The 23,289-nt window shown below is 57.8% G+C and carries 16 protein-coding genes and 2 pseudogenes; 5 read left to right on the top strand and 13 right to left on the bottom strand.

What is annotated here, in order from left to right:
- Position 1: 1 nt before the first annotated feature.
- Both BX591_RS08640 and BX591_RS08635 read right to left on the bottom strand, forming a co-directional pair.
- Positions 2–2,311 carry a glycoside hydrolase family 65 protein gene (locus BX591_RS08640; protein WP_244146880.1) on the bottom strand — a complete coding sequence of 770 codons (2,310 nt, stop codon included), beginning with the start codon at positions 2,309–2,311 and terminating at the stop codon, positions 2–4.
- The gene (locus BX591_RS08635; protein ID WP_111930230.1) at positions 2,298–3,050 is read right to left on the bottom strand and encodes an HAD family hydrolase; all 753 of its coding nucleotides are present in this window, start codon (positions 3,048–3,050) and stop codon (positions 2,298–2,300) included. The genes BX591_RS08640 and BX591_RS08635 overlap by 14 nt, the downstream gene beginning before the upstream one ends.
- 425 nt (positions 3,051–3,475) lie before the next feature.
- Here BX591_RS08635 and BX591_RS08630 point away from each other — a divergent pair, with 425 nt between their 5' ends.
- Positions 3,476–4,132 (top strand): BON domain-containing protein, encoded by a 657-nt coding sequence (locus BX591_RS08630; RefSeq protein WP_208459600.1) that lies wholly within the window; start codon positions 3,476–3,478, stop codon positions 4,130–4,132.
- Between the two features lie 22 nt (positions 4,133–4,154).
- On the opposite strand, the gene BX591_RS36875 is transcribed toward BX591_RS08630, so the two are convergent.
- The 7 genes and pseudogenes from BX591_RS36875 to BX591_RS08595 form a co-directional block, all read right to left on the bottom strand.
- Positions 4,155–5,357 (bottom strand): L,D-transpeptidase, encoded by a 1,203-nt coding sequence (locus BX591_RS36875; RefSeq protein ID WP_244146879.1) that lies wholly within the window; start codon positions 5,355–5,357, stop codon positions 4,155–4,157.
- Between the two features lie 470 nt (positions 5,358–5,827).
- The gene (locus BX591_RS08620) at positions 5,828–6,697 is read right to left on the bottom strand and encodes a slipin family protein (protein ID WP_111930228.1); all 870 of its coding nucleotides are present in this window, start codon (positions 6,695–6,697) and stop codon (positions 5,828–5,830) included.
- Between the two features lie 77 nt (positions 6,698–6,774).
- Positions 6,775–7,602 carry a PRC-barrel domain-containing protein gene (locus BX591_RS08615; RefSeq protein WP_111930226.1) on the bottom strand — a complete coding sequence of 276 codons (828 nt, stop codon included), beginning with the start codon at positions 7,600–7,602 and terminating at the stop codon, positions 6,775–6,777.
- A 129-nt stretch (positions 7,603–7,731) separates the two neighbouring features.
- On the bottom strand, positions 7,732–7,974 hold the full coding sequence (locus tag BX591_RS08610; RefSeq protein WP_111930224.1) for a UDP-glucose 4-epimerase: 243 nt from the start codon (positions 7,972–7,974) through the stop codon (positions 7,732–7,734).
- 96 nt (positions 7,975–8,070) lie between these two features.
- A pseudogene (locus tag BX591_RS36870) lies at positions 8,071–8,243 on the bottom strand (Crp/Fnr family transcriptional regulator); the annotation flags it as partial.
- A 2-nt stretch (positions 8,244–8,245) separates the two neighbouring features.
- The gene (locus BX591_RS08600; protein WP_111930222.1) at positions 8,246–8,527 is read right to left on the bottom strand and encodes a hypothetical protein; all 282 of its coding nucleotides are present in this window, start codon (positions 8,525–8,527) and stop codon (positions 8,246–8,248) included.
- A gap of 56 nt (positions 8,528–8,583) precedes the next feature.
- A complete protein-coding gene (locus BX591_RS08595) occupies positions 8,584–9,159 on the bottom strand; it encodes a hemerythrin domain-containing protein (RefSeq protein WP_111930302.1) in 576 nt (191 codons plus the stop codon).
- Positions 9,160–9,350: 191 nt separating this feature from the next.
- On the opposite strand from BX591_RS08595, the gene BX591_RS08590 reads away from it, so the two are divergent.
- Positions 9,351–13,826, top strand: a complete 4,476-nt coding sequence (locus BX591_RS08590) for a chemotaxis protein CheB (protein ID WP_111930220.1) — start codon at positions 9,351–9,353, stop codon at positions 13,824–13,826.
- Positions 13,827–13,876: 50 nt separating this feature from the next.
- On the opposite strand, the gene BX591_RS08585 is transcribed toward BX591_RS08590, so the two are convergent.
- The gene (locus tag BX591_RS08585) at positions 13,877–16,621 is read right to left on the bottom strand and encodes an ATP-dependent Clp protease ATP-binding subunit (protein ID WP_111930218.1); all 2,745 of its coding nucleotides are present in this window, start codon (positions 16,619–16,621) and stop codon (positions 13,877–13,879) included.
- Between the two features lie 264 nt (positions 16,622–16,885).
- Positions 16,886–17,686 (bottom strand): annotated as a pseudogene (locus BX591_RS08580) (polyphosphate kinase 2 family protein).
- Between the two features lie 666 nt (positions 17,687–18,352).
- Here BX591_RS08580 and BX591_RS08575 point away from each other — a divergent pair.
- The 3 genes from BX591_RS08575 to BX591_RS08565 all read left to right on the top strand — a co-directional run bounded on the left by BX591_RS08575 (position 18,353) and on the right by BX591_RS08565 (position 21,032).
- Positions 18,353–19,174: a PRC-barrel domain-containing protein gene (locus BX591_RS08575; protein ID WP_111930217.1), complete on the top strand. Its 822-nt coding sequence runs from the start codon at positions 18,353–18,355 to the stop codon at positions 19,172–19,174.
- Between the two features lie 107 nt (positions 19,175–19,281).
- Complete coding sequence (locus BX591_RS08570; protein WP_111930216.1) at positions 19,282–20,319, top strand: mechanosensitive ion channel family protein; 1,038 nt, start codon at positions 19,282–19,284, stop codon at positions 20,317–20,319.
- Positions 20,316–21,032: a VIT1/CCC1 transporter family protein gene (locus tag BX591_RS08565; RefSeq protein ID WP_111930215.1), complete on the top strand. Its 717-nt coding sequence runs from the start codon at positions 20,316–20,318 to the stop codon at positions 21,030–21,032. Before BX591_RS08570 ends, BX591_RS08565 begins: the two co-directional genes overlap by 4 nt.
- 46 nt (positions 21,033–21,078) lie before the next feature.
- On the opposite strand, the gene BX591_RS08560 is transcribed toward BX591_RS08565, so the two are convergent.
- Both BX591_RS08560 and BX591_RS08555 read right to left on the bottom strand, forming a co-directional pair.
- Positions 21,079–21,651, bottom strand: coding sequence for a DUF1269 domain-containing protein (locus tag BX591_RS08560; protein WP_111930214.1), 573 nt, complete (start codon positions 21,649–21,651; stop codon positions 21,079–21,081).
- A 50-nt stretch (positions 21,652–21,701) separates the two neighbouring features.
- The gene (locus BX591_RS08555; protein WP_111930213.1) at positions 21,702–22,703 is read right to left on the bottom strand and encodes a zinc-dependent alcohol dehydrogenase family protein; all 1,002 of its coding nucleotides are present in this window, start codon (positions 22,701–22,703) and stop codon (positions 21,702–21,704) included.
- Between the last annotated feature and the right edge of the window lie 586 nt (positions 22,704–23,289).

Genomic DNA, 23,289 nt, shown 5'->3' with positions numbered 1-23,289 from the left:
GCTAAGAGACCGCGTCGGTGAGCGTTTTGATCTTTACCTGAAGAGGCTCCGCGCGACTTAGTGTGAACATCTCGCCATTAACTAAAACCTTCATTGGGTCACCCGCTTCCATGGCGATGTGAACAATCGCAGTCGGTTCCGATATCCTGATCTTCAGACAACGACTGCGCCACTGCACCGTAAAGGAAAGGCTCTTCCACGCCGCAGGCAACATCGGGGCCAGCGCCAGATGGTCGCTACCAAACGATAGGCCAGCGAAACCAAGGACCGCCATCATCCAGATGCCACCGAGACTTGCAATGTGCACGCCACCTTCCATGGCCGCGTGCCGGTCGTCGAGATCGATGGCCGAGGTCTTGCGAAAGAAGTCGAGCGCGGTCTCAGTGTCACCGAGTCTGGCCGCGACTATGCCGTGCGTGGCGCGGCTCAGAGAGCTGCCATGGCCGCACCGCGACGCGTAATATTCGAAGTTCCTTGCGGCGCCGCCGCCAGGAAACTCCGCCGGCAGCAGCGCCAGCAGGGCTACCACATCTGCCTGCTTGACAACCTGGGATCGCTGGGTACGCTCGCGGCCAAGTACGACGTCGATTGGGACTGAACGGCCCGCATAGGCAGCAACATCAATGTCTTCGAGGGTGAAAAATCCCGCAAACTGCTCGAACAGACCGGTGTTCGAATCGAAGCCCGTGGCGATCGCCTCTGCAACCTCACCCCAACGCTGTAGTTCGGCCTCATCGAGTTTCAGTTGGACTGACAGGCGTCGCCAACTCTCCGGCCAGCGCTCACGCAGTAATGCAGCAGTTTCAATGGCGCGCCGAATATTCCAACGTGCCATCACGTTAGTAAAGGCGTTGTCATCAATCGACTCGTGATATTCATCAGGTCCGATCACGCCACGAATATGACAATGACCATCAGTTTCCATCGTCGCGCGGCTTGCCCAGAAGCGGGCGGTCTCCAGAAGAATCTCGGCGCCGGCCTCGCGCAGGAACGCATCATCTCCGGTGATATGCCAGTATTGCCAGACGGCGTACGCAATGTCCGCGCTGATATGTTGTTCCTGCTTGCCGCAGTTGACATCCACAAGCTTTCGATCAGGGCCGACGACTTGAGAGGGGCACGTCTCCACACCGGTATCGGCCGATTCCCAGGCATACAACGCACCCTGCCAGCCCATTGCCGCTGCTTTCGCGCGTGCTCCGCCGAGCGTATGGAAGCGATACATCAATAATGCTCGTGCTGCCTGAGGCCACGTCAACGTATAGAACGGCAGCAGATAGATTTCCGTGTCCCAGAAGACGTGCCCGTGATAGTCGTCGCCCGTCAGCGCCCTCGCAGCGATCGAAACATGTTCGTCCGCTGGATTGGCCGCACCGTTCAGATGGTAGAGCGCGAATCGCAAAGCCTGTTGCGCGACCGGATCGCCCTCAACCTCGACGTCGCTGCATGCCCAGCGGTTATCCCACGCCCGCTCGTGCGCCGCTACCACGGCTGGCCAGCCCAGAATCTGCGCAGACTCCAGGGCTTCCTGTGCGCCGCGAGCAGGATCGATATCATTCTTGCCGGCGCGTGTTATGGCCACCGTTCGCGCGAGACATATAACCTGCCCCGGGCTCGACGTCCACTTCCACGACCATTGCGACAGGCCGCATACGGTAGAAGGAACAAGCCGCCGATCAATTTGCAGGGATACTGCGGTGGCGACCGCGAGGCGTGTACCGGAGGATTCCCCACGCCATACGCTGAGACCGTGCTCCGCCCGGTCGGATAATAGACCGATATCCACCGCATCGATCGACGCTTCCAGTGTGACCTCGATCCCACCCTGTTCCATCTCCAGCACGATGATCTGCATTCCAATCGCGCGCTGGCCTAAAGAAGCAATATGGAAACTCCGCAATTTAACGCCTGAAGCAGAAGCATTCGACAGGCACCCCTTGCCTATCACCGCGCCCCGTCGCATGTCGAGGATCGTCTCCTGCCACCTGGTGTCGTCGATGTGGTGTATCAGAGGTTCCCCTTGCAGCAGAATCCGGATCTTCATCCAGTCGGGCGCTACGGCGAGTCTCGGGATGTCCGGATCTTCACCCGCTTTATCGAACAGTCCGGCTACAAGTGTGCGCGAGTTGGCTACCCACCGACCGCCACGGTGTATCGCCCGCGCGCCGCGCACGCCGAACAAGCCGTTACTGATTGCGAAGCGCGCGGCGCGGCTACGTTCAAGCAGAGAGTCATAGCCTTCTTCCAGCACGATCCAGCTCGAATCGGCGGTTGGGCGCATCACCTGATCTAACTGTTCAGGACTTTTCATAGATCCGCCGGCAAAGCCTTCCACGAGACATTTGATCGAGATCGATCTCGTCCAGACTAGTCACGACCAGATTGGCGCCTGCCGCCCAGAGCGACTTCGCGTCACTCAGCCGGGCGACCCCAAGTGCTGCCATTCCACCCGCGCGGGCGGCCTCGATACCGGCCGGCGCATCCTCGACCACGAAGCAGTTCGCGGGCGCTGCCGGCAACTCCGCGGCAGCGAGCAGGAATATCGCAGGGTCCGGCTTGCCGGCAGGCAAATCCCGGCCGCAGACATTGGCGCCAAATACGTCGAAAAGGCTGTGGTGGTCATCAAGACGGATGCGCCGCATCATCTCGTTAGCGTTCTTCGAAGATGACGCGACGGCAATCGGAAAGCCGAGTGCCCTCACGGCATTAACGAAACGAAGTGCGTCTGCAAAAGCCGACACGGCGCTGGTGGCGATGAGCATCTCCAACCGCCTCTGCTTGCTCTCTGCATAGGCTTCGGCACGTTGCGCGGCGTTCGGCACCCCTAGCGCTTGCAGCGCTGCGAGCGCGCCACTCAGTCGCGGCTTTCCGGCCACCTGGGACTGGTACATCGCCGTGGTGAATCTTGCTTCATCGGCAAAGCCCTTGAGCGCCTCGCGCCACGCACGTTCGTGAGGAGACGCGAGCAGCACGCCGTCGACATCAAAAATGCCGGCGGACAGCGTGCCGCGGGGATCCGGCGAGAGGGCTTGGGCTTGGCGATCTGTCATGCGGGGCATCTATCCAAAATGATGGCGGGCGGTCGCAATCAACCGGGCGTGGCTACGTTTGACTCCACGAATCGAGTCGCATCTGGGTCCACAGTAGCTGACAGATGCCCGACACAACAGGTTCGGAAAACACTCAAGCCGTCCAGTTGGCGGCTTTCTTAAGGATTAAACGATTCGCAGCGGTCCGTTACGCGTGGATGGGACGTATCCGATCCACGTCAGTGGGTCCTGTGTCCAAGCGCGGAGACCTGAGTAGTTTCCGACTCTGTCGCGCGAAGGTTAGCCGCCCTACCATCAAGAAACTGGACTGGGTTGCATCTTCAGAGTTAACGAAGAAGGCTCGCGCGGAAGATGACATCTTCAAGCGCTGAATGCACGCAACGCTGTCAGTTCATCGTTCATTTATCAATCTTCCCGGAGACATCATGACAGTCATCTATGACGACACCAAGCTGCAACAGGCCGTCCTTGCAGAACTTGCATGGGAGCCGAGCGTAACGGCTGCTCATATCGGCGTGACCGCAATCTCTGGCGTCGTCACGCTAACCGGTCACGTCGAGAGTTTCGCGGAGAAACATGCCGCTGAATCAGCCGCCGCCCGCGTGAAGGGCGTCGAGGCGGTAGCCGAAGAGATCGAGGTCAGACTCGGCTTCGACGCGCAGCGCGACGATAAAGATATCGCGGCAGCAGTGGTCAATCGACTCGAGTGGGACGTTGCCGTGCCACGAGATGCAGTCAAGGCGAAGGTCGAAAACGGCTGGATTACCCTGAGCGGAGAGGTCGACTGGAATTTCCAGAGACAGGCAGCCGTCCAGGACGTACGCAGACTGCTGGGGGTTGTCGGTGTGTCAAATCAGATCGCGATCAAAGCCGGGGTCGATGTTTTGCAGGTGCGCGGAAACCTCATGCACGCCCTTTATCGCTCCTGGTCCGACCCACAGAACATCACGGTAACCGCGCACGGCGGAACAGTGCGGCTGACCGGCACTGCCCGAACGCCGCATGATCGCAACCTTGCCGCGATGACCGCGTGGTCGACACCAGGGGCAACTGCGGTGGTGAATGACATTACGATCGCATAGCAACCGAACCGCTTGCGTTCCTTCAGTCTGCGGTATTCCCGTGAGCGGGAAATTGCGAGCGGGCCTTTCCGCCCGGCAGCGGCGACCATCCAGGCCGCACACTCTGTGCTGAATCAATGATCACCAGATAATGTCCGGCCCATGGTGTGGGAGTGCGTCTGGGCTTCAATATCCACAGAGATTGGCCCGCTGCCACCCGCGCTTCGTAGTCCGCATCAAGAATTCCGTGGTTATCGAAGAAGACATTCAGCGCGGCTGGAATGCGCACACACCCCTTTGAATGACGAACGCCGAGGACGGGCTCCAGTTTGTCCGGATCGGTCGCGTGCATCTGGAAGCGCATCTGGGACTTCCCGCCCTTTCCCCACCCCCGTTCGCCCTGAGCCCATCCGAAATCGTAGATGCGCATATCACGAGCGCCATAGCCTCGAATCTTGAATTCGTTGAGCGTCCCTTCCGAACGAAAGTCCATGTTACGCGGCGTATGTTCGAAAACGCCAAGCGGCGTGATGAAGTGATCGTAACTTCCTGGAAGACCGGTTGACACCGGCGTTGCTCCGAGCATCCGCCAGATGCCATCCGGCTTTTCCCGAAAGTAGATGAATAGCGCCTGCACGTTCTTGCTGCGATCGACAAGCACAACATACTCGTTTGCGATCGATCCAACGGAGTTTTGCTGCAGGGCCTGCTGCAACTTTGCACCATAGAAAAATTGTGCGGCTGCTGGGACGTTTAGCCGTCTTTCAACTTCCTTCGCGAAAGTCTTGCCGATTTCAATGGCGCCGGCGGGGTCAAGCGCTTTTGCCTGTGCCTCATTAGGCGCGGCCAGGTCAGGCGAGGCCTCGATATTCGGTTCGCCATCTGATTTGATCTGCCCTGTCTGCGCCGCGTCACCAGTTGACGGGATAGATGACGCTGTGCCTGCGCCGATACCGTCGTTCGACGAGTAGATATCGTCGGACGATAAAGGTACACGGGAATCGCGTAAAACCCAGCGCGTTCGCATTGCGTCGACTTTAAGCATCCATTTGGCCTTGTCATGTCTACTTCCTAACCCCTGTATAACGTGCTGCTGCTCACCGGTCGCCGCCACCGGGCGCGCATTGGAAGCTTGCACCGGATCAACACTGCTACTTGCGCGGTTCAATTGCACTGTTGCGGCTAGAACCGCAGCTAGTGCTAAAGTTGCCGCGCCGACCCGATACGTCACTATGCCGTTTTTCACGTAGAATTTTCGCTATGTCGCCTGCCAGCACTCAAGTGACGTCATGAAGGGCACGGCCGTTTTATTTCAAACGATGCAATATTGGCCATCGTGGTTTTGGTGATTGCTACCAGTGCATCGCTCGCAAAGAAACCGTGACGGCAGTGGCCAAGACGTTCGGAAAGTCAGGAAGCGCTCGAAAACATCGTCGTCGATCACTTCGTATGAGATGACGGATTTCGCACTTCCGAAGAACACTCGCATACCTGAAGTCACGCGTTGTTGTTGCGCGACTTCACGCGTACGGGAGCGAGTACCGGCAAGACTTGCCCGAGCGTGCCTGAGGATTGATTCCTGAGAGTGATAGCCCGGCGCCTGCGGGCAATCATCCATTTAAGCAAGGACGTGCACACACGCGTCGACATCGGAAAATATTTGCGTTTCATCAAGACTCCCTTCGAATCATCGAAATCTTGCTGTGAAGACATGCCTTAAGCGGCGGTCTTAAGCGGCGTGACAGGCGCACCTGCAAGATCATTTCCCGCGATCGCCAATGCGAGCGCCGGATTCAGGCTATCAACCATCGACGTCGGCATCAGAATCGTCGCCCCGCGTTCTTTAGTCGTTTCGTAGATGATGTTCATGGCACGCAACTGGAGCGCACCTGGTTGTTTTTCATAAACTCTCGCAGCCTCAACGAAGTTCGCTGCGATTGCGGCTTCCGCCGAACCCAAAATGACGCGTGCCTGCTTTTCCCGCTCGGCTTGTGCCTGCCGCGACATCGCGTCTTGCAAAGCAACCGGAATCGCCACGTCGCGGATTTCTACCGAGCCCACGGCGATACCCCACGCCGCTGTCTTGCCGCCGATCTCATCTCTCAGATGGGCATCCGCAACGGTGCGATCTGACAGAAGCGTTGCCAGCATCGAAGAGCCGATCAGCTCGCGTAGCGTCGTCTGTGCGACACGGTCGATTGCCTGACGGTAATCCGTGATGGCCAGTGCCGCTTTCTGTGCATCGCAAACGTGCCAGAAAATGATCGCGTCAACGTTAACAGGCACCGTGTCCTTCGTCAGTGCCTGCTCCGCATTGAATGCGGTCGTCTGGATTCGTTCGTCGATGATGGCGACCACACTGTCCAGAACGGGAATGATCATGAAGAAGCCCGCGCCTCTTACGCTCTGCAATTTTCCGACGCGCAAGATCACAAACTTTTCCCACACGTTCGCCACCTTGACGGACATGCTGACGAGCAAAGCAATGATAATGAGCGGAAGCCCCAAATAGATATTGATCAGGGCGCCGGCCGCAACCCCAACGAGCAGAAAGACGGCGGAAATCAGCAACGTGATTGGATTCATGACGCTCTTCTTCGAAAAAGATGGCGCGCCCAGGTGGACACGCTTGCCGGATGCAGCCTACACAACCGAGGGGTCGGTTATCGCTCGCTCGTGGGCTCGAGTGATGCGCTATCTTTGCTCTCCTCCGGCAGCCAATACTCATGCTGGCCGTAGTGTCTGTGTAGCCGCTCCTCGAAGGATCGATCGATCGGAAACGTGCCGTTGAATAGTGGACTGCTTCTGATTTCATCGCGCGTCAACGGCGTCGACACAGTCGATCCGATCCAATCGATATGATTCAGCCAGCGCGTGGCGATCAGCACTTCCTTACCGCCCGGCCACCAGTTTCTCGTATCCACGATCAGGTAGCGGATAACCCACGCGGCGTCGTCGAACACAAAACCGTGAACGTGACCGATGCCGCCGTCCGCCGCCTCGATGCCATAGCCCTTGATTGCACGGGTGCTGCGCAAATGCGTGTCTTCGGTGCGCGCGTCCTCTTCGTGCTCAAGTCGTCGCATGCGCGCATCGATTTCGACGCCGGGCGCTGCGCCCATCGACCCGAAGCTCGGATAGGCACCCATGCCCCACACGTAAGCGCCACCCCAATACGCCGGATAGCCGTAGTAGCCGAGATAGTCGATTTCGTGTTGGCGCGACACGGGTCTATGCGTATCGATGCCCGGGCTGTCCTTGACCTGCTGACGGGTCAGATCGACCTTGATCGTCCCGGCATCCGGACTGTTCGGCTCAAATGAGTACGGGGAGATCAGGACCCGATCTCTATTGAACCAGTGCCCTGTTTCGACGATCAGGTAACGGACGCCCCACGCCTCGTCGTCAAAATAGACCTCGTCGACGCTGCCGATTTCGCCATCACGCGCGATCACCGGATTTCCGTAGAGGCTCTCAATACTTCGCAACATAATCGATACTCCCTGCTTTACTTCAGCTAAATCCCTTCCCCGATTGAAGACGGGCTCGAATTCCTGGCAACGAAGGGCGCGTGGCGTAAGCCGGCGAAGCCGTGCACGGTTCGCTCAAACTGTCGAGAGCTACGCTCTTATCGTCCGCGACATCTTGAGATCTATCCAGACCATACCTTCGCGCAGCCCATATAGAACAGCGTCCTGTTTAGTGTCGAACGTTCTCTCAGCCTTGTATTCGTGAGCGAACTCGCCGCCTTCGCTGTGAATCGTCATGTGAATCTCACAACTAAAACCGCCGCCTGACTCATTTGTCTCAGCGTTCACCACCCAATTCCCTTTCTCGTCAGTGATTTTTCCTGAAAGATTCATGAAGCTCACCTCAAAGGTTTTGTGGCCCTGCCGGCTAGCCGGAATTAATCAAATGGAATGCATGGATGTAGCGAACAGCCCGCCTATCTCGCTGCATTGCCAGGCCCAACCGGTGCTTTGCACAACCGCATAGCTAGGGGTAGTCTCGCTGCCAATGAAGAGCGCAACGCCGACAAGGCCCTCGATGCCGACAATCTGCCAACAATCGCAATTTCGGCAGATGCTCCTCCCTCCGTTGCGTAGAACAAGGACACGGAGTCGTGCACAGGTCTCAGCTATGCGCAAACGAATCTCCCAGCATCTCGTCACGCTCGGCGGCATCGGATAGAAAGAACTCCTTTCTCGCCTCGTCAACGACCTTCCGGACGTATCCGCCATACCCTGTGCCGCCAAATTCCTCCATGTCCCAATTGCGCGCATGCGCATCAAGCGAATGACGTTTCGGCATTGGAATGTCAACTTCAGCCAATCCCGTCAGCTTGGTCGGGCTTGGCTGCAGGCGCTGTTGAACTTGCTGCCGGATCTGTTCGCGGCTAAGGAATTTCTTCGACATGATGGGCTCCAGACAGGCCAGCGTCCGCTGAATGCGAACGTGGAATAAAAACGGGCTCAAAAAGGAAATTCGGCGGACACCGTAGTCGCCTCCGCAGTAATGACCCTGAATAGCTCGGCAAACCGCTCGTCTGGCTCGTTATCGAAAAGCGGATCTGGCCGCGCTTGCGAACTTGCTCCCTCAACAGTGCGCCAATCTGCCTCGCTAAGGCTCTTCTCCGCCGCGGGAAACAGCGTCAACTCTTCAACGACCATGTTGTGCCGTAGCCGCTCTGCGTAGAGTCGAATTCGGATATCCACTAACTCCTGCGACATGTTTTCTTCCCGGACCGCCGACTCGAGGTCGCGTAACAGGTCGCGACCATCCCGGACCAATGTCGCATGCTGTGATTCGATCTCTTGACCGACCTCGGCTGATAGCGCTTTCTTCGCCAGGAGCACATCGACCATCCGGTCTTCAATCACGTGGTGACTCACGTCAGGAAAGCGTGTCAGATAACACAACGCATCCACCAACAGCGCAATATTCGGCGCGCTCGCGTCCGTGCGAAGGCACGACTGGTGGTTCAACAGGCGCACCAATCGCGCAAGCCTGACATGCTCCGTGTGCAGCCTGGCGATGACAGTGCTCATCACATTCCTCCTAACCTCATTTGCCTTCATCATAGTGCCGTGCTGAAGGCTGAGGCAGACTCGGAAACTACTCAGATCGGCATCCTCTACACCAATCGGGACCATTTGATGCGATCAGGATGTGAAAGAAAACTCGTGTACTATCAAAACGATGTCTTCTTCGTGAAGGCAACCCGCCAAGGCAATCTTTCATGCCTGAAAGTCTTTTCCATCGCGCTGACAAGCTCCCAGCCCGCTCAAGTAAGCGGCGCCTTCCCAGTGGCGTTACCGAGTCGAAATCCAAGGACTTTCTCGTCGTCGGAATAGGCGCATCTGCAGGCGGTCTAGACGCCTGCAGGAAGTTGCTCGGTGCGCTCCCGATCAATGCCGGCATGGCTTTTGTTCTGGTTCAGCATCTCGATCCTACGCATAAAAGCATGATGGTCGACCTGCTGGGCGAACACGCGTGTGTCAGCGTGCTGCAGGCGGAAGACGGGATGCGGATTGAGAGCGAATATTTGTATGTTATTCCGCCCGGCGTTTCGCTTTCAGTCCGGAGCGGCGCGCTTCGACTCTCTAAGCCGCTGGCTCGCCATGGCGCCCGCCTGCCATTCGATTTTCTGTTGCACTCGATGGCCGACGAATATGGAGCGCGCGCCGCCTGCGTGATCCTCTCCGGCATGGGTGCCGACGGCAGCGTCGGGTTGAAAGCCATCAGGGAAGCAGGGGGGCTCGTGATTGCCCAAGCCCCGGATGAAGCGGCCTACGATTCCATGCCGCGAAGTGCGATCGCCACGGGTGGAGTGGACCTCGTTCGAAATGCAAATGCGATACCTGCCGCGCTAGCTGAATTCCAGCGTCGCATGGCGTTACCTGATAAAAATGTCGGGGCTGGCGGGGAAAAGGCAACGCCGGCGGGATTATCGAAGATCGTTGAATTGCTGCGCACCAGGACTACCCACGATTTCACGTTTTACAAGCCCGGCACCCTGCTGCGCAGGATCCGGCGGCGCATGGCGCTGATAGCGCTCGACGCCGGTGAAATCGACCGATATATCGAGGTTTTGGAGCGTGACAGCGAGGAACTGGGCCGGCTGGCGACAGACCTGCTCATCAATGTCACGCGCTTCTTTCGCGATCCTTCGGTGTTCGAGTTTCTCGGGAAAACTGTCGCACCTGAACTGGTTCGAGGCCGCGCTGCCGGTCAGGCTGTGCGCATCTGGATAGCCGGTTGCAGCACCGGCGAAGAAACGTATTCGTTGGCGATGGTGTTTCGCGAGCAGATCGCTTTGGCCGGAATCGATATCAAGCTTCAGGTGTTTGCATCCGACATCGACCCTGACGCTGTCGCCAGGGCGCGTGAGGGCCTTTACGCGAAGAGCATTGAGACCGACGTGTCTCCCGAGCGACTGGCGCGGTTCTTTGCCAAGGAGGAAGATCAGTACCGGGTCTTGCCTGAACTCCGGTCAGTCGTGGTATTCACGGTCCAGGATGTGCTGGCCGATCCGCCTTTTTCGCGTCTCGATCTTGTTTCATGCCGCAACCTGCTGATATACCTTATGCCCGAGGCGCAGGCAAAAGTCATATCGTTGTTTCATTTCGCATTGCGCGAAGGCGGCATCCTGCTTCTGGGCAGCGCCGAGACTGCCGGCAACACCGCGGGGCGTTTCGAGCTTGTTTCGAAAGCAGAGCGTGTTTATAGGCATATTGGCCGCTCCCGGCCGGGAGACCTTGGCTTTCTGGTCAGTAACGGCGAACTTTCCCGCCCTCCACCTCGCGAAGGGCAAGTAACGCCGGTTCGCCAGCGCCAAACCGGGATCGCTGATCTATGCCGGCAGCTCGTGCTTGAGGCCTATGCACCGGCCGCGGTGTTGACCGGCGGCAATCACGAGTGCCTTTTTTTTCTTGGGGCTACGGACCGCTATCTACATGTACCGCGCGGTGCACCTACGCACGACGTGCTCTCCCTGGCGCCGGACGGCATGCGCACGAGGCTAAGACTAGCTGTAGAACGGGCTAGCCAGGACGGTGTGCGCGTCGTCGTCAACGGTGGCAGCATATCGCGCGATGGCAATCAGGTCCCTTTCAATATCGACGTTCTGCCCGTATCGAACGAAGGCGAGACGCTGTTGCTTATCTGTTTTGTCGACCAGCCCGAGCGCGCGCAGTCGCGCACCGATCCGGCGCCTTCAGCAGATGTTTCCCGAGTCGCGGAACTTGGACGCGAGCTGGAGACGACCCGCGACGAACTGCAACGCGCCGTCCGTAGTCTTGAACTCGCTGGTGAAGAGCAGAAGACGATCAATGAGGAAGCGCTGTCGGTCAATGAGGAATATCAGTCGACGAATGAGGAACTGGTCACTTCGAAGGAAGAACTGCAGTCGCTTAACGAGGAGCTCACTGCACTCAATGGTCAGTTGCAGGAAACGCTGGAGCGTCAGCGAACAACCTATAACGATCTGCAGAACGTTCTCTACAGCACTGATGTTGCGACGCTCTTTCTCGACACCGACCTGAACATCCGCTTCTTCACCCCAGCCACGAAACTGGTTTTCAGCGTGATTCCCGGCGACGTCGGCCGTCCTCTTGCGGATCTACGCTCGCTCGCGGCCGACGGTGATCTGCTCACGGACGCACAGACCGTATTGGAGGCCGGTACCCCAATCGAACGGGAAATCGAAGCACGCAGCGGCGTGTGGTTCATCCGCCGTATCCTGCCCTATCGCACCAACGACAATGGTATCGAAGGCGTGGTCATCACGTTCACCGACATCACGGACAGAAAGCACACTGCGAAAGCGCTAGAAGCAGCACGCCAGCAAGCCGACCTCGCCAACGTTGCCAAGTCCCGGTTTCTGGCAGCTGCAAGTCACGATCTGCGGCAACCGCTACAGACACTGACGCTGCTTCATTCGTTGCTGGTTAAACACGTCGAGGGCGATTCGGCCGGGAAAATCGTCACCCGCTTCGAGCAGACGCTGGACGCGATGTCCGGCATGCTGAACACCTTACTCGACATCAATCAGATCGAGGCTGGAACAGTCCATTCTGAAATCTCCTGCTTTTGTGTCAATGCGCTGTTTGACCGACTGAGAGACGAGTTCGCGTACCACGCGCAGGCGCAGGGCCTCTCCTTGCATGTGGTGCCTTGCCATCTATCGATACAAAGCGACCCGCGCCTGCTTGAGCAGATCATCCGCAACCTGCTTTCGAATGCGTTGAAATATACGCAGCGCGGTAAGGTGTTGCTAGGCTGCCGAAGACGAAACGGCGTGATCAGCATAGAGGTATCGGACACTGGAATTGGCATTCCCGATACGGAGCTTAAATCGATCTTTGATGAATACCATCAGCTCAACAATGCTGCGCGTGAGCGTCGGCTCGGGCTTGGACTCGGACTGTCCATTTCGCAGCGCCTCGCGCGCTTGCTAAAGCATCGAATCCGGGTGCGCTCCGAGCCGGGCAAGGGTTCGGTATTTGCCATCGAAGTTGGGCCTGCTATTGAGGAATCCACAAACACGTCTACACGGCAACCGGCAGTGGTCAGCGACGATATCGTCGACGGCGCCCACCGAACCGGGGCCATTCTGGTCATCGAGGATGATCCTGAAGTGCGCAGCTTATTGGAACTCGTTCTCACCGACGAAGGGCACCGTGCGGCTGCCGCACGCGATGGAACCGCGGCGCTTGAATGGGTGACTCGCGATACGTTCCGCCCAGACCTGATCCTCGCGGACTACAACCTGCCAAACGGGATGAACGGTCTGCAGGTCGCAATGAAGTTACGGGAAACGCTACGCCGTCAAATCCCGACTATCATCCTGACCGGCGACATATCGACGGAGACGCTGAGGGCAATAGCGCTTCAGCAGTGTGCGCAACTGAACAAGCCCGTGCAGGTGAACACGCTCTCGCAGATGATCCAGCGTCTCTTACCGGAGTTGCCTCCAGTTGCTCCAGCATCGCTGCCGCATCACGCCGATATGCCTTGGGAAGGCGGGTTAGAACCGGTCATTTATGTGGTGGACGACGATACCGACGTACGTGATGCGATAAGCGCCGTGCTCGAAGAAGACGGCCAGACCGTCGAAACCTATCCGACATGCGAAGCGTTCCTCGCAAGCTATCATTCGGGGCGTGAGGCCTGTCTGTTGATAGACGGATACCTACCGGGCATGAGTGGACTTGAATTGCTGGAACATATCCGCGAAACGAAGCGGCCACTCCCGGCGATCATGATCACAGGTCACAGCGATGTTTCAATGGTAGTGCGCGCCATGAAGGCCGGAGCGGCCGATTTCATCGAAAAGCCGATCGGGCGGACCGAACTGCTCGACGGCATCAGACGCGCGTTTGAACAATCGCGCGATTCGAACAAACTGTTCGCGTGGCGCGAGACGGCGGCACGCCACGTCGCCACGCTAACGCCACGGCAGCACGAGATCATGGAACGCGTGCTAGCCGGTCAACCGAGCAAGATCATTGCGTCGGATCTTTCCATAAGCCAACGGACGGTCGAAAACCACCGTGCCGCGATCATGACGAAAACGGGCGCCGGCTCCCTTCCGGCGCTAGCACGCATGGCACTCGCTGCAGCCTCGTACGAAGCCGAGCCATCTGCCGCGTCCGGCGACTCCGTCGCCACAGCCGCATCGCCCCAAGTCAGCAGCATGGACGATCCGGCGTAGGCGGCCTCACGCAGGACCGCAACCAGAACCAATGAAGCTATCCGAACAGGTCAGACGGCGTCCTCCGCATGCTCATCCTTCTTAACTTTTCTGATCTTCTGCTTCGTCGGAGGCGGTAAATCGACCAGGGTTATGCTCACCTGGTTGATTGCCGCGTCAAAGGCCAGACGCACGGTGTTGCCGCATTTTAACGCCTCGCCAAGGAGCTCCCGCGCGAGGTACGTCTCCACTTCGAGTCTGATCTGGCGCTTGAGTTCACGTGCCCCGTATTGCGGTTGATAGCCGGTTTCCACCAGGTGCTCGACAAGAGAATCGTCAATTTGGACGGTGATGCGCTGTGCCGCTGCCGTACGGACGACGCGGTCGAGTTGTATCCGGACGATTGCACGAATATCCTCCCGCGTCAGCGAGTGAAACACGATGACTTCGTCGATCCGGTTGAGGAATTCCGGTCTGAAGTAGCCTTTGAGCACCTGCAGCAATGCATCTCGAAGCGCTTTCTCGTTCATCCGCTCCGCTGGCGCATGTTCGAGGTCGTCGATAATCAGCGACGCACCCAGGTTGCTGGTTGCGATGATAACCGTGTTCGAGAAGTCGACAACACGTCCCTTTCCATCTGTCAGTCGTCCATCGTCGAACACCTGGAGTAAAACATTGTTCACGTCGGCATGCGCCTTTTCGATCTCGTCGAGCAGAATAACGCTGTATGGGCGGCGCCTCACCCGCTCAGTCAGTTGACCGCCCTCGTCATAGCCAACATAGCCTGGCGGCGCCCCAATCAGACGAGCGACCGCGTGGCGCTCCATATACTCGGACATGTCGATGCGGATGATCGCCTCCTCATCGCCGAATACCGTTTCCGCGAGCGCTTTGGCCAGCTCCGTTTTGCCCACACCGGTCGGTCCAAGAAAGAGCAACGTTGCAATCGGCCGGTTAGCCTGACCTAGCCCTGCTCGCGACACCCGAACCGCATCGCTTACCGCCTTCACAGCCTGCTCCTGACCGATGACGCGCATGCGCAACCGCTCTTCAAGCTTCAGCAACCTCGCCCGCTCTTCCTGGGTCAGTTCACTCACAGGAACGCCCGTCAGTTTCGAAACGACAGCGGCTACGGCAAGCACCGTCACCTCAAGGGTTTCGGAACCGGTTTTGCGCTGCCAGGCTTCCGTCTGCTCATCGAACTCTGCCTTCTTTATCTTGATGCTTTGTTCAAGCACCTTGGCAGCATCGTAGCGCTTGCGTGACGACGCATAGTCCTGCTCGCGTTTCAACTGCCCCATCTCCGCTTCGAGTTCCTGCATGGCAAGAGGCCTTGAGCTGGCACCGATCCGGACGCGAGCGGCGGCCTGGTCGATCACATCGATCGCCTTGTCCGGTAAAAAGCGATTCGTGATGTACCGATCGGCCAACTCGGTTGCCGCAACAAAGGCCTCGTCGGAGAATGTGACCTGGTGGTGCTCCTCAAGCTTGTCGCGCAGGCCCCGCAGGATCACGATGGTTTGCTCTACGGTCGGCTCGCAAATGAGTACCGGTTGGAACCGGCGCTCAAGCGCAGCATCCTTCTCGATGTACTTCTGATATTCGTTCAAGGTCGTGGCGCCAATCAGGCTAAGCTCACCGCGCGCCAGTGCAGGCTTCAATACGTTGGCGATGTCGAGCCCACCCTCGCCTCCACCTTGCCCGGCGCCGACAATAGTGTGCAATTCGTCGATAAAAAGAATGAGTTCGTCCTTCCTGACGGTCACTTCGTCGATCAGCGCCTTTGCGCGCTCCTCGAACTCGCCCCTGTATTTGGCGCCAGCCACCATGGAATTGAGGTTCACTTCCACCAGACGCCGACCGCGAAGCACTTCCGGCACTTCGCCGTTGACAATCCGCTGTGCAAGACCTTCGACGATCGCCGTCTTGCCAACCCCAGGCTCGCCAATCAGCACCGGATTATTCTTCCGACGCCGGGCGAGCACCTCGATCGTGCTTTCGATTTCTTGCGCACGTCCTACCACCGGGTCGAGCTTGCCCTGTTTGGCGAGCGCGGTCAGGTCGCGACCAAATTTGTCCAGAGTAGGTGTCCCGGTCGATGCTTCGACGCGACCATCCTCCGATCCTTTGCCGATCACTTTCACGGTCTTCTGACGAATCATTTCCGGGGACACGCCGTACTTCCTCAGCAACGTTCCAGCGAGACTGTCTGAGACAGAAGCAAGACCGATCAGCAGATGTTCAGGACCGACGTAGGAGTGTCCCAATTCATGTGACGCCTCAAAGGCATGAACGAAAACTTTCTTGAGCCGCGGCGAAATCGTCATCCGGTCCGTTGTGGCCTCGACGGGAGAAATGCCATGTGGCGCATGCTGATCCAGGTAGCTCTTGACGTCTTCCGGCGAAAGCTTCAGTTCCTTCAGCAATGCCACACCAACATCGGTATCGGCCAGCACATATAGCAGATGTTCCGTGTCGAGTTCGGTTCGATGCAACTCATGTGCCTTTTCTCCAGCGCGTTGCAGAAGCTCTATTGTTTGCTCACTGAACGCATCGGTCGGTTCCACAGATTCCTTCTCCAGGTCTGCCGACCACGAGGATTCGTCGACTGCTTCGACGTTCATGTCGCCTAGAAAATTCGACAGCCCGCCCTGCCCGAGAATCGAATCGAACGGAGACACCATACTTTGATGGCGCGTCAGTTCACGGTAGTGGTATTCGCAGATCGACATCGACTTGCGCTTCCCGTTTTGCGCCACGACGACTCGAACGACGGCGGGACGCGCGTTGCAGATCTCACAAAGTTGGTTCGGCATTTTTTCCATCCTGCATGTCGAAGCCTCGGGATCAAAAGCGCGATGGGCATTGATGAGTCTGGACTCAACGCTCCGAGGATAGATAAACTAAAAATATGGATCGGCGTGTTGGCTCGAATGCTGGCTCGCAGGCCGCTGTCAAGTCCGGGGCTAAGCCACCGATATTGAAAATGATAGCTGTGCATCTGGCACCGCCGATAGGCTCGGAAACTACTCAGTTCGTCGCGGGGTCACGGGGAGAACGATCACAATTCACAACCTGTTTTAGCACAGGGGGCATGCTGAAAGACCCTTACGAATTTCCCGCAACTCCCGCCGACGCTGTGAACTCGCCTTGGGTAAGTCATTTTCAGCTTCGAACGTATCGAGAACGATCCGCGAAACGATCAACCGCGCGTTGCGCTTATCGTCAGCAGGTACGATGTACCATGGCGCATGTCGTGTGCTTGTAGCGCTCAGACATTGCTCGTATGCATTCATGTATTGCTTCCAGAATTTGCGCTCCTCGATGTTCGCGGTACTGAATTTCCAGTTTTTGTCCGGAGAATCAATGCGCTCAAGGAACCGCTACAGGTCCACGATCGAACGGTACCGGTTTTTCCATACTTTCCCATCATTGAGCATCCGGAGTCCTTCGTTGCGCAGAATCTCCGGATGAACACGCACGATCTGAACCTCCTCGTAGTAAGAGCGGTTGAATATGCCAATCCGCCCTCGCTCCGGCAGATCGCGGGTCGAGCACCAGAGGAAGTCGTGCTCCAGCTCGATTGCGCTAGGATGCCTGAAGCTAAACACCTGACAGCCTTGCGGGTTGACTCCGGACATCACATGCCTGATCGCGCCGTCTTTTCCCGCAGCATCCATCGCCTGAAAGATCAAAAGGATCGCATGACGATTGGACGCATAAAAGAGCTGCTGTTGCGCGCTCAATCGCGCAACATGCTCTGCGAGATGCTTTTTATAGTCGTGTTTCGACGCGTAGACGGGCCGTGCCTTCGTCGGCCATTTCTGGAGATCGATCTGGTCGCCCTGATGCACCCGAAAGTGCTCCGATCTGGCTTTCATTCTGGTCCTTTTTCATGCTCCGTGCTGCATGAACGCATTTAGGTAATCGCGTGTTTCGCGAATACCGGAATCTTCACCGCGCCCACGAGCGCTGTAAGCAGCTTTCTGCGCGGCGCACACTTCCCTGTTCGCTTCGTCGACAGACCGCGCGCTCGGTCCGACGCTTCCCTCTCCGATAGTCTGCACGTCGCCGTCACTTCCCGTCGGATGAGTAGACCGGTTATGTGCGCGGTTCGATGAACCGTTCACGAACACCCAGTGTGGCGTGTTAGCCAAAGAAATTCGCTACGGCAGCAGTCAGTTTCGACCAACCAATGATCGGCCGGCGAAACCCTTCGGTATCTATTTGCGAGTTCACGCGTGCCCGGCTCGTCGCCCGCTGGCCTAGCGTCGGTGGATAGCAAACCGTATCCGTCATCTGTACGGTGTCGTACCGCATCTCCAATCACACTCACGTATCCTGATGGCAGTATCGTCTGATAGGTGGGAAGGGACGTGCAAGCGCCGGCCCCGGACAGCGTGATGCGCTCGTGCAGACCCGGTGCGGGTTAATCGGCGGCGCGTCTTTGGATTGCATGAAGGTCAGTCGGCTTCATCCCCTATCGTCTAGATAGATGTATAGCGCGTGACGTTTCCCGCTCGCCCGCTTCTACGTTGGAGAAATTCATGTTGCGGAGCATAAAGGATCTACATGGCTGCACGGTCAGCGCGATCGACGGCGACATTGGAACGGTCGATCAGGTCTACTTCGATGACGAGGCGTGGGCCGTGCGATATCTGGTGGTCAAGACCGGCCATTGGCTCAACGAGCGCCGCGTCCTGATATCCCCCTATTCGATCAAGCACACAGACCCGGGTTCCAACGTCGTTCATCTGAGCCTCACGCAGCAAGCAGTAAAAGACAGTCCGGGCATCGACACGCACAGGCCTGTTTCGCGTCAGAATGAGGTTGAATGTTTGCGTCACTACAACTATCCAGCTTATTGGGGCGGACCGAACTTGTGGGGAATGGGTGCCTATCCAAGGTTCGATCCGGCTGACGTGGCACCTGATCCCGCGCCGGTCCCTCCTCAGATTGGACCCCAAGCTGTACGCTCGCCTGACGATGTGCATCTGCGCAGCACGGACGAGGTAACAGGTTATCGGCTTGACGCTGTTGATGGTGGGATTGGCCATGTTTCCGGGTTTATCTATGACGATGAAGCCTGGGCGATTCGATATCTTTGCATCGATACACGCAGCTTGTTGCACGGCGGAAAGGAGATATTGCTCGCGGCACACTGGATTGCGGGAGTCGACTGGCTGGCAAAGACCGTCACCACTGAACTTACCCGAGACTCCATCCGTCGCAGCCCCGTCTACGACGATTCAGTTCCGATTCATCGGAGCTACGAGGTTGCGCTTCATGAGTTTTATGGAAAGCAGGGGTACTGGTCGCAAGCTGGACCGGCATCGTTGAGCGAATATGTCCAAAGTACAGCCACTTAAGATAATGCGCATGTTGCTAGTTGGGGAAACGGGGATGCTGCGACTGCGACGTTAGACGTTCATTCTTAGGCGGATAGCGGCAGCTCAGGGCAGGAGTCTAAATCGATATGTTCGGTTTTCTGGAAATTAGCCTCCTTTCGATCGCAGGCGTGCTTCTGCTGCTTCGTGTGCTTCCGTACGGTCGACTGTACCGTCCATTTTTCGCCGGCGGCGGTGTCCTCTTGCTGATAACCGCGCTCTTTCCGCGGACGGATAACCCGATCGGCCAATTTCTCTTCGGGACAACTGGGAGTGGCCTTCGCCTGCCACGCGAGATGTTCGGGATCGTGTGGTGGATTCTGGGTGCTTGGCTGTGCAAAAGCCTGCTTGATCTGGTGCTCACCCGGACGTTTTTCCCCGATAACGACGAACCTCACGCGCGGCGCCTGTTCGCCGATCTGGCATCGGGGCTCATCTATGTTCTTGCATTCGTCGGCATCATCGGCGTCGTGTTCAAAGAACCGCTCTCAACCTTCCTGGCGACCTCTGGGGTCGTGGCAATTGTGCTCGGTCTTGCGCTCCAAAACACCTTGGGCGATGTACTCTCCGGTCTCGCGATCAACATCGAACGCCCATTTGGAGCGGGTGACTGGATTACCCTGACCGATCACACCTCTGGCCAGGTCATGCAGGTCAATTGGCGCGCTACTCGGATCAGGACATGGGCCCATGACATTGTCGTCATTCCGAATAGCGTCATTTCGAAGTCGATTGTAACGAACCACAGTCGCCCGAAAGGCCCCCATCGCTGCATTATTCGTCTAAGAGTCGATCTCGCAGTGGCACCTTCGCGCGTGATCGAAGCGTTGAAAGTCGCGGCCGCCGGTAGCCCAGACGTCGCTCATGGCACCATTCCCCAGGCCTACGCATGCGCATTCTCGGACTCCCTCGTGTGGTATGAGTTAGCTTTTGCGCTCGACAGTTTTGCACTGACGCCCGACGCGAAATCGGGGATGCTAGGACGCGTAGCAGACACATTCCGGAATCTCGGCATCCACATCGGCACGCCGCCGACAGATGTCCGGATCATTCAACGGGGGGATCTTGCCGTCGCAACTCGTGCGCCACACATCGCAACCTTGCCGAAACCGAACGAACGCAGATGAAGGCAATTGGCGAACATGAGGGGATCGGGAAACGGAGTCGCCATCGAACGGGCAAAAGCGGCTGGCTGCGCGCTGCAGTCCTGGGAGCCAATGACGGCATCCTGTCGACGTCGAGCCTGGTTCTCGGCGTCGCAGCTGCACATGGTAGTCATGGCAGCGTCTTGATCGCCGGAGTTGCAGGCGTTGTCGCCGGTGCAATGTCGATGGCTGCGGGGGAGTACGTGTCGGTGCACTCGCAGAAGGATACCGAGGAGGCGGACCTGGCAATTGAACGGACGGAGCTTAGAACAGACAATTCAGGCGAGCACGCTGAACTCGCGGCGATCTATGTCGGCCGCGGTCTCGACCTGCCGCTCGCCAAACAGGTCGCGGACAAATTGATGGCCCACGACGCGGTTGGCGCGCACGCCCGGGACGAACTCGGCCTGACGTCGGCCCTCAAAGCCCGCCCGATCCAGGCAGCGCTTGCCTCGGCAGGCAGCTTCGCCGTCGGGGGCGCCATGCCCCTGCTAGTCGCCGCCTTGGCACCGGAATCGCGGATAGCAGTCTTTGTCTCTGGGGCGTCCCTGTTTTTCCTGGCGTTTTTGGGTGGTCTTGCGGCGCGAGTCGGCGGTGCTGGCGTGATTGCAGGCGCCACCCGGGTCACGTTCTGGGGCGCGTCAGCAATGGCGATCACGGCGGGCGTCGGCAGCCTGTTTGGAAGACTGATGTGAACCGCGCGGCCACCGCGTTAGCCTACCTACCGGGGGCCTGATTCTTTCAAGTTGCAGCAGGCGCGAGGTGGCTCGTTGCGACTGCAGGGCTTACCGCTTGATGCATGTCCAGACGAGTCGCACCCGAACTCTGGAGTACGGCGCGCGCTCGAGCCATTTCATCTGCGGGTCCATGACCCACGACGAGAAAGCCGTCGGCTTTCACCGCTGCTTCGTATTTGATAACGCTGTCCTTTGGAATGCCATAGTCGAATAAAGCTGCGCCAAGTGCAGAGAGCCCGCCAACAACAACTGCGCCTTCCACGACACCCTCGATCGCAGCAATGACCAGCGCGGCGAGATGCCCTACTACGACGACAGGCCCAATTACCGGAATCGCGAAAAAGACACCGCCAAAAAGGAGACCCCACAGCGCACCCCAAAACGCTCCGTATTTTCCCCACATCTTCATGCGATCGCCGATATTGTAGAAACCGATGATTTTTTCTTCCGTGTGGTAGCCCTTGCCGATCACACTAAAGCCCTTCATGTTAAATCCACCGTCGATTAGCTTGCTTACGGCGACATTAGCCTTCTGGTGATCATCGAAGGTCGCGATTACAACATCGTATGAGTTCATGGTGGTTCCCTTCAGTAGTGAGTGAAAAATTGCAGGTGTCTGCGCCAACGTCAGCCGTGAGACTCATCCAGCATGACAAGCACGGCAGCCCCCGTAAGACGCCCTGCCCGCAGGTCATCGAGCGCCTCATTTGCATCTTTTATCGGATAGCGTGTCACCTCAATTTCGAGCTTGAGCTCGCCGGCGAGACGCATAAATGCCGCGCCATCTTCTCTCGTGAGATTGGCGACCGAACAAATCCGTCGCTCTTCCCACAGGAGGTCGTAGGAGAAAGGCGGGATCTCGCCCATATGAATTCCGCCACAGACGACGATCCCGCCTTTGACGAGCGCTTTGAGCGCAATCGGAACCAGCGCGCCCACGGGGGCGAAGATTAGTGCGGCGTCAAGCTGTTCCGGCGGCGCTTCATCGCTACTCCCGGCCCATCGTGCGCCGGATCGAATCGCTAGCTGTTGTGCCGCGGTATCGCCGGGCCGCGTGAAGGCGTAGATCGTGCGGCCCTGATGGCGAGCGACCTGAGCGACGATGTGCGCGGCCGCGCCAAACCCGTAGATACCGATACGCTTCGCGTCGCCGGCCATGTCCAGCGTACGGTAGCCGATGACGCCGGCACACAGAAGGGGTGCCGCCTCTGCGTCTGCATACGCGGGCGGTAAATGCAAACAGAAGCGGCTATCGGCGACGGTCCGTTCTGCATAACCGCCGTTGATCGTATAGCCCGTGAAACCAGGGTGGTCACACAGGTTTTCCCGATGCGAGAGGCAGTAGTGGCAAAGTCCGCACGTATGTCCAAGCCATGGGACACCAATCCTATCCCCCGGCTTGAAATCGCGTACCTCAGAGCCTACCGCGGCCACTACGCCTACTATTTCATGGCCGGGAATCAGCGGGAGTTTCGGTGAGGTCAGATCGCGATCCACCACGTGCAAATCGGTGCGGCACACGCCGCAAGCGTGAATGTCAATAAGCAAGTCGCCCACACCGACAACGGGCTCGGCAACCTGCGTTTCCCGCAAGACCGGTGATATACCGTCAAACATCATTGCGAGCATCTCGACTCCGCCCTTTTCCAAAAATGGAACTGAAGGTTCTGGCGCTGGCTTCGCAACTGACGTCAGCGATACCTGGAAAGCAGCGACTCATTTTGTCTAGGCTAGTCCTTCGGGCTCGCCTGGAACAGGTTCGGAAACTACTCAGGGATCGGAGCCGCAACACTGAGCCAACCGAGCCCGCTGAGATTGCCGCTACGGGAACCCATAAAGCCTCGATAAAAAATTTTTCGGATGTCCGTCGCCGTACCGACTGCACGGTAAGCGGGAGCCATGCTGACGCCATGGGACAAGTGCACCACACTCAATGCAATGCTTACGAAAACCATGTATCGACGGGTTTCAAAACGAGGTACACCATGAAACAATTCAAATACCCCCTGATCGCCGCCCTTCTGGCAATGGCCGTCATGAGTGGGCCCTCACGGGCGGCAAGTCGAAAAAACAGTTTCCGCACGCAGGTGATATTGGCCAGCTCACATCCCCGTACCACTCGGTGGAGACATTTACCGACTGGCTGCGTACCAGCTTTAACCGCCCCGGCACACCCCTCCGCATAGCTTTGATCCGGCCGCGCTCGCCGATGCGT

The sequence above is a fragment of the Paraburkholderia bryophila genome (genome assembly GCF_003269035.1).
GTDB classification, from domain to species: Bacteria; Pseudomonadota; Gammaproteobacteria; order Burkholderiales; family Burkholderiaceae; genus Paraburkholderia; species Paraburkholderia bryophila.
The sequence above is the reverse complement of the archived record's forward strand: the minus strand, read 5'-3'. Positions and strand labels throughout refer to the sequence as shown.

Excerpts from the sequence above, each read along its gene's own strand:
- BX591_RS08640 (WP_244146880.1), bottom strand. The coding sequence starts at position 2,311 with ATGAAAAGTCCTGAACAGTTAGATCAGGTGATGCGCCCAACCGCCGAT.
- BX591_RS08635 (WP_111930230.1), bottom strand. The coding sequence starts at position 3,050 with ATGACAGATCGCCAAGCCCAAGCCCTCTCGCCGGATCCCCGCGGCACG.
- BX591_RS08630 (WP_208459600.1), top strand. The coding sequence starts at position 3,476 with ATGACAGTCATCTATGACGACACCAAGCTGCAACAGGCCGTCCTTGCA.
- BX591_RS08620 (WP_111930228.1), bottom strand. The coding sequence starts at position 6,697 with ATGAATCCAATCACGTTGCTGATTTCCGCCGTCTTTCTGCTCGTTGGG.
- BX591_RS08615 (WP_111930226.1), bottom strand. The coding sequence starts at position 7,602 with ATGTTGCGAAGTATTGAGAGCCTCTACGGAAATCCGGTGATCGCGCGT.
- BX591_RS08610 (WP_111930224.1), bottom strand. The coding sequence starts at position 7,974 with ATGAATCTTTCAGGAAAAATCACTGACGAGAAAGGGAATTGGGTGGTG.
- BX591_RS08600 (WP_111930222.1), bottom strand. The coding sequence starts at position 8,527 with ATGTCGAAGAAATTCCTTAGCCGCGAACAGATCCGGCAGCAAGTTCAA.
- BX591_RS08595 (WP_111930302.1), bottom strand. The coding sequence starts at position 9,159 with ATGAGCACTGTCATCGCCAGGCTGCACACGGAGCATGTCAGGCTTGCG.
- BX591_RS08590 (WP_111930220.1), top strand. The coding sequence starts at position 9,351 with ATGCCTGAAAGTCTTTTCCATCGCGCTGACAAGCTCCCAGCCCGCTCA.
- BX591_RS08585 (WP_111930218.1), bottom strand. The coding sequence starts at position 16,621 with ATGCCGAACCAACTTTGTGAGATCTGCAACGCGCGTCCCGCCGTCGTT.
- BX591_RS08575 (WP_111930217.1), top strand. The coding sequence starts at position 18,353 with ATGTTGCGGAGCATAAAGGATCTACATGGCTGCACGGTCAGCGCGATC.
- BX591_RS08570 (WP_111930216.1), top strand. The coding sequence starts at position 19,282 with ATGTTCGGTTTTCTGGAAATTAGCCTCCTTTCGATCGCAGGCGTGCTT.
- BX591_RS08565 (WP_111930215.1), top strand. The coding sequence starts at position 20,316 with ATGAAGGCAATTGGCGAACATGAGGGGATCGGGAAACGGAGTCGCCAT.
- BX591_RS08560 (WP_111930214.1), bottom strand. The coding sequence starts at position 21,651 with ATGAACTCATACGATGTTGTAATCGCGACCTTCGATGATCACCAGAAG.
- BX591_RS08555 (WP_111930213.1), bottom strand. The coding sequence starts at position 22,703 with ATGCTCGCAATGATGTTTGACGGTATATCACCGGTCTTGCGGGAAACG.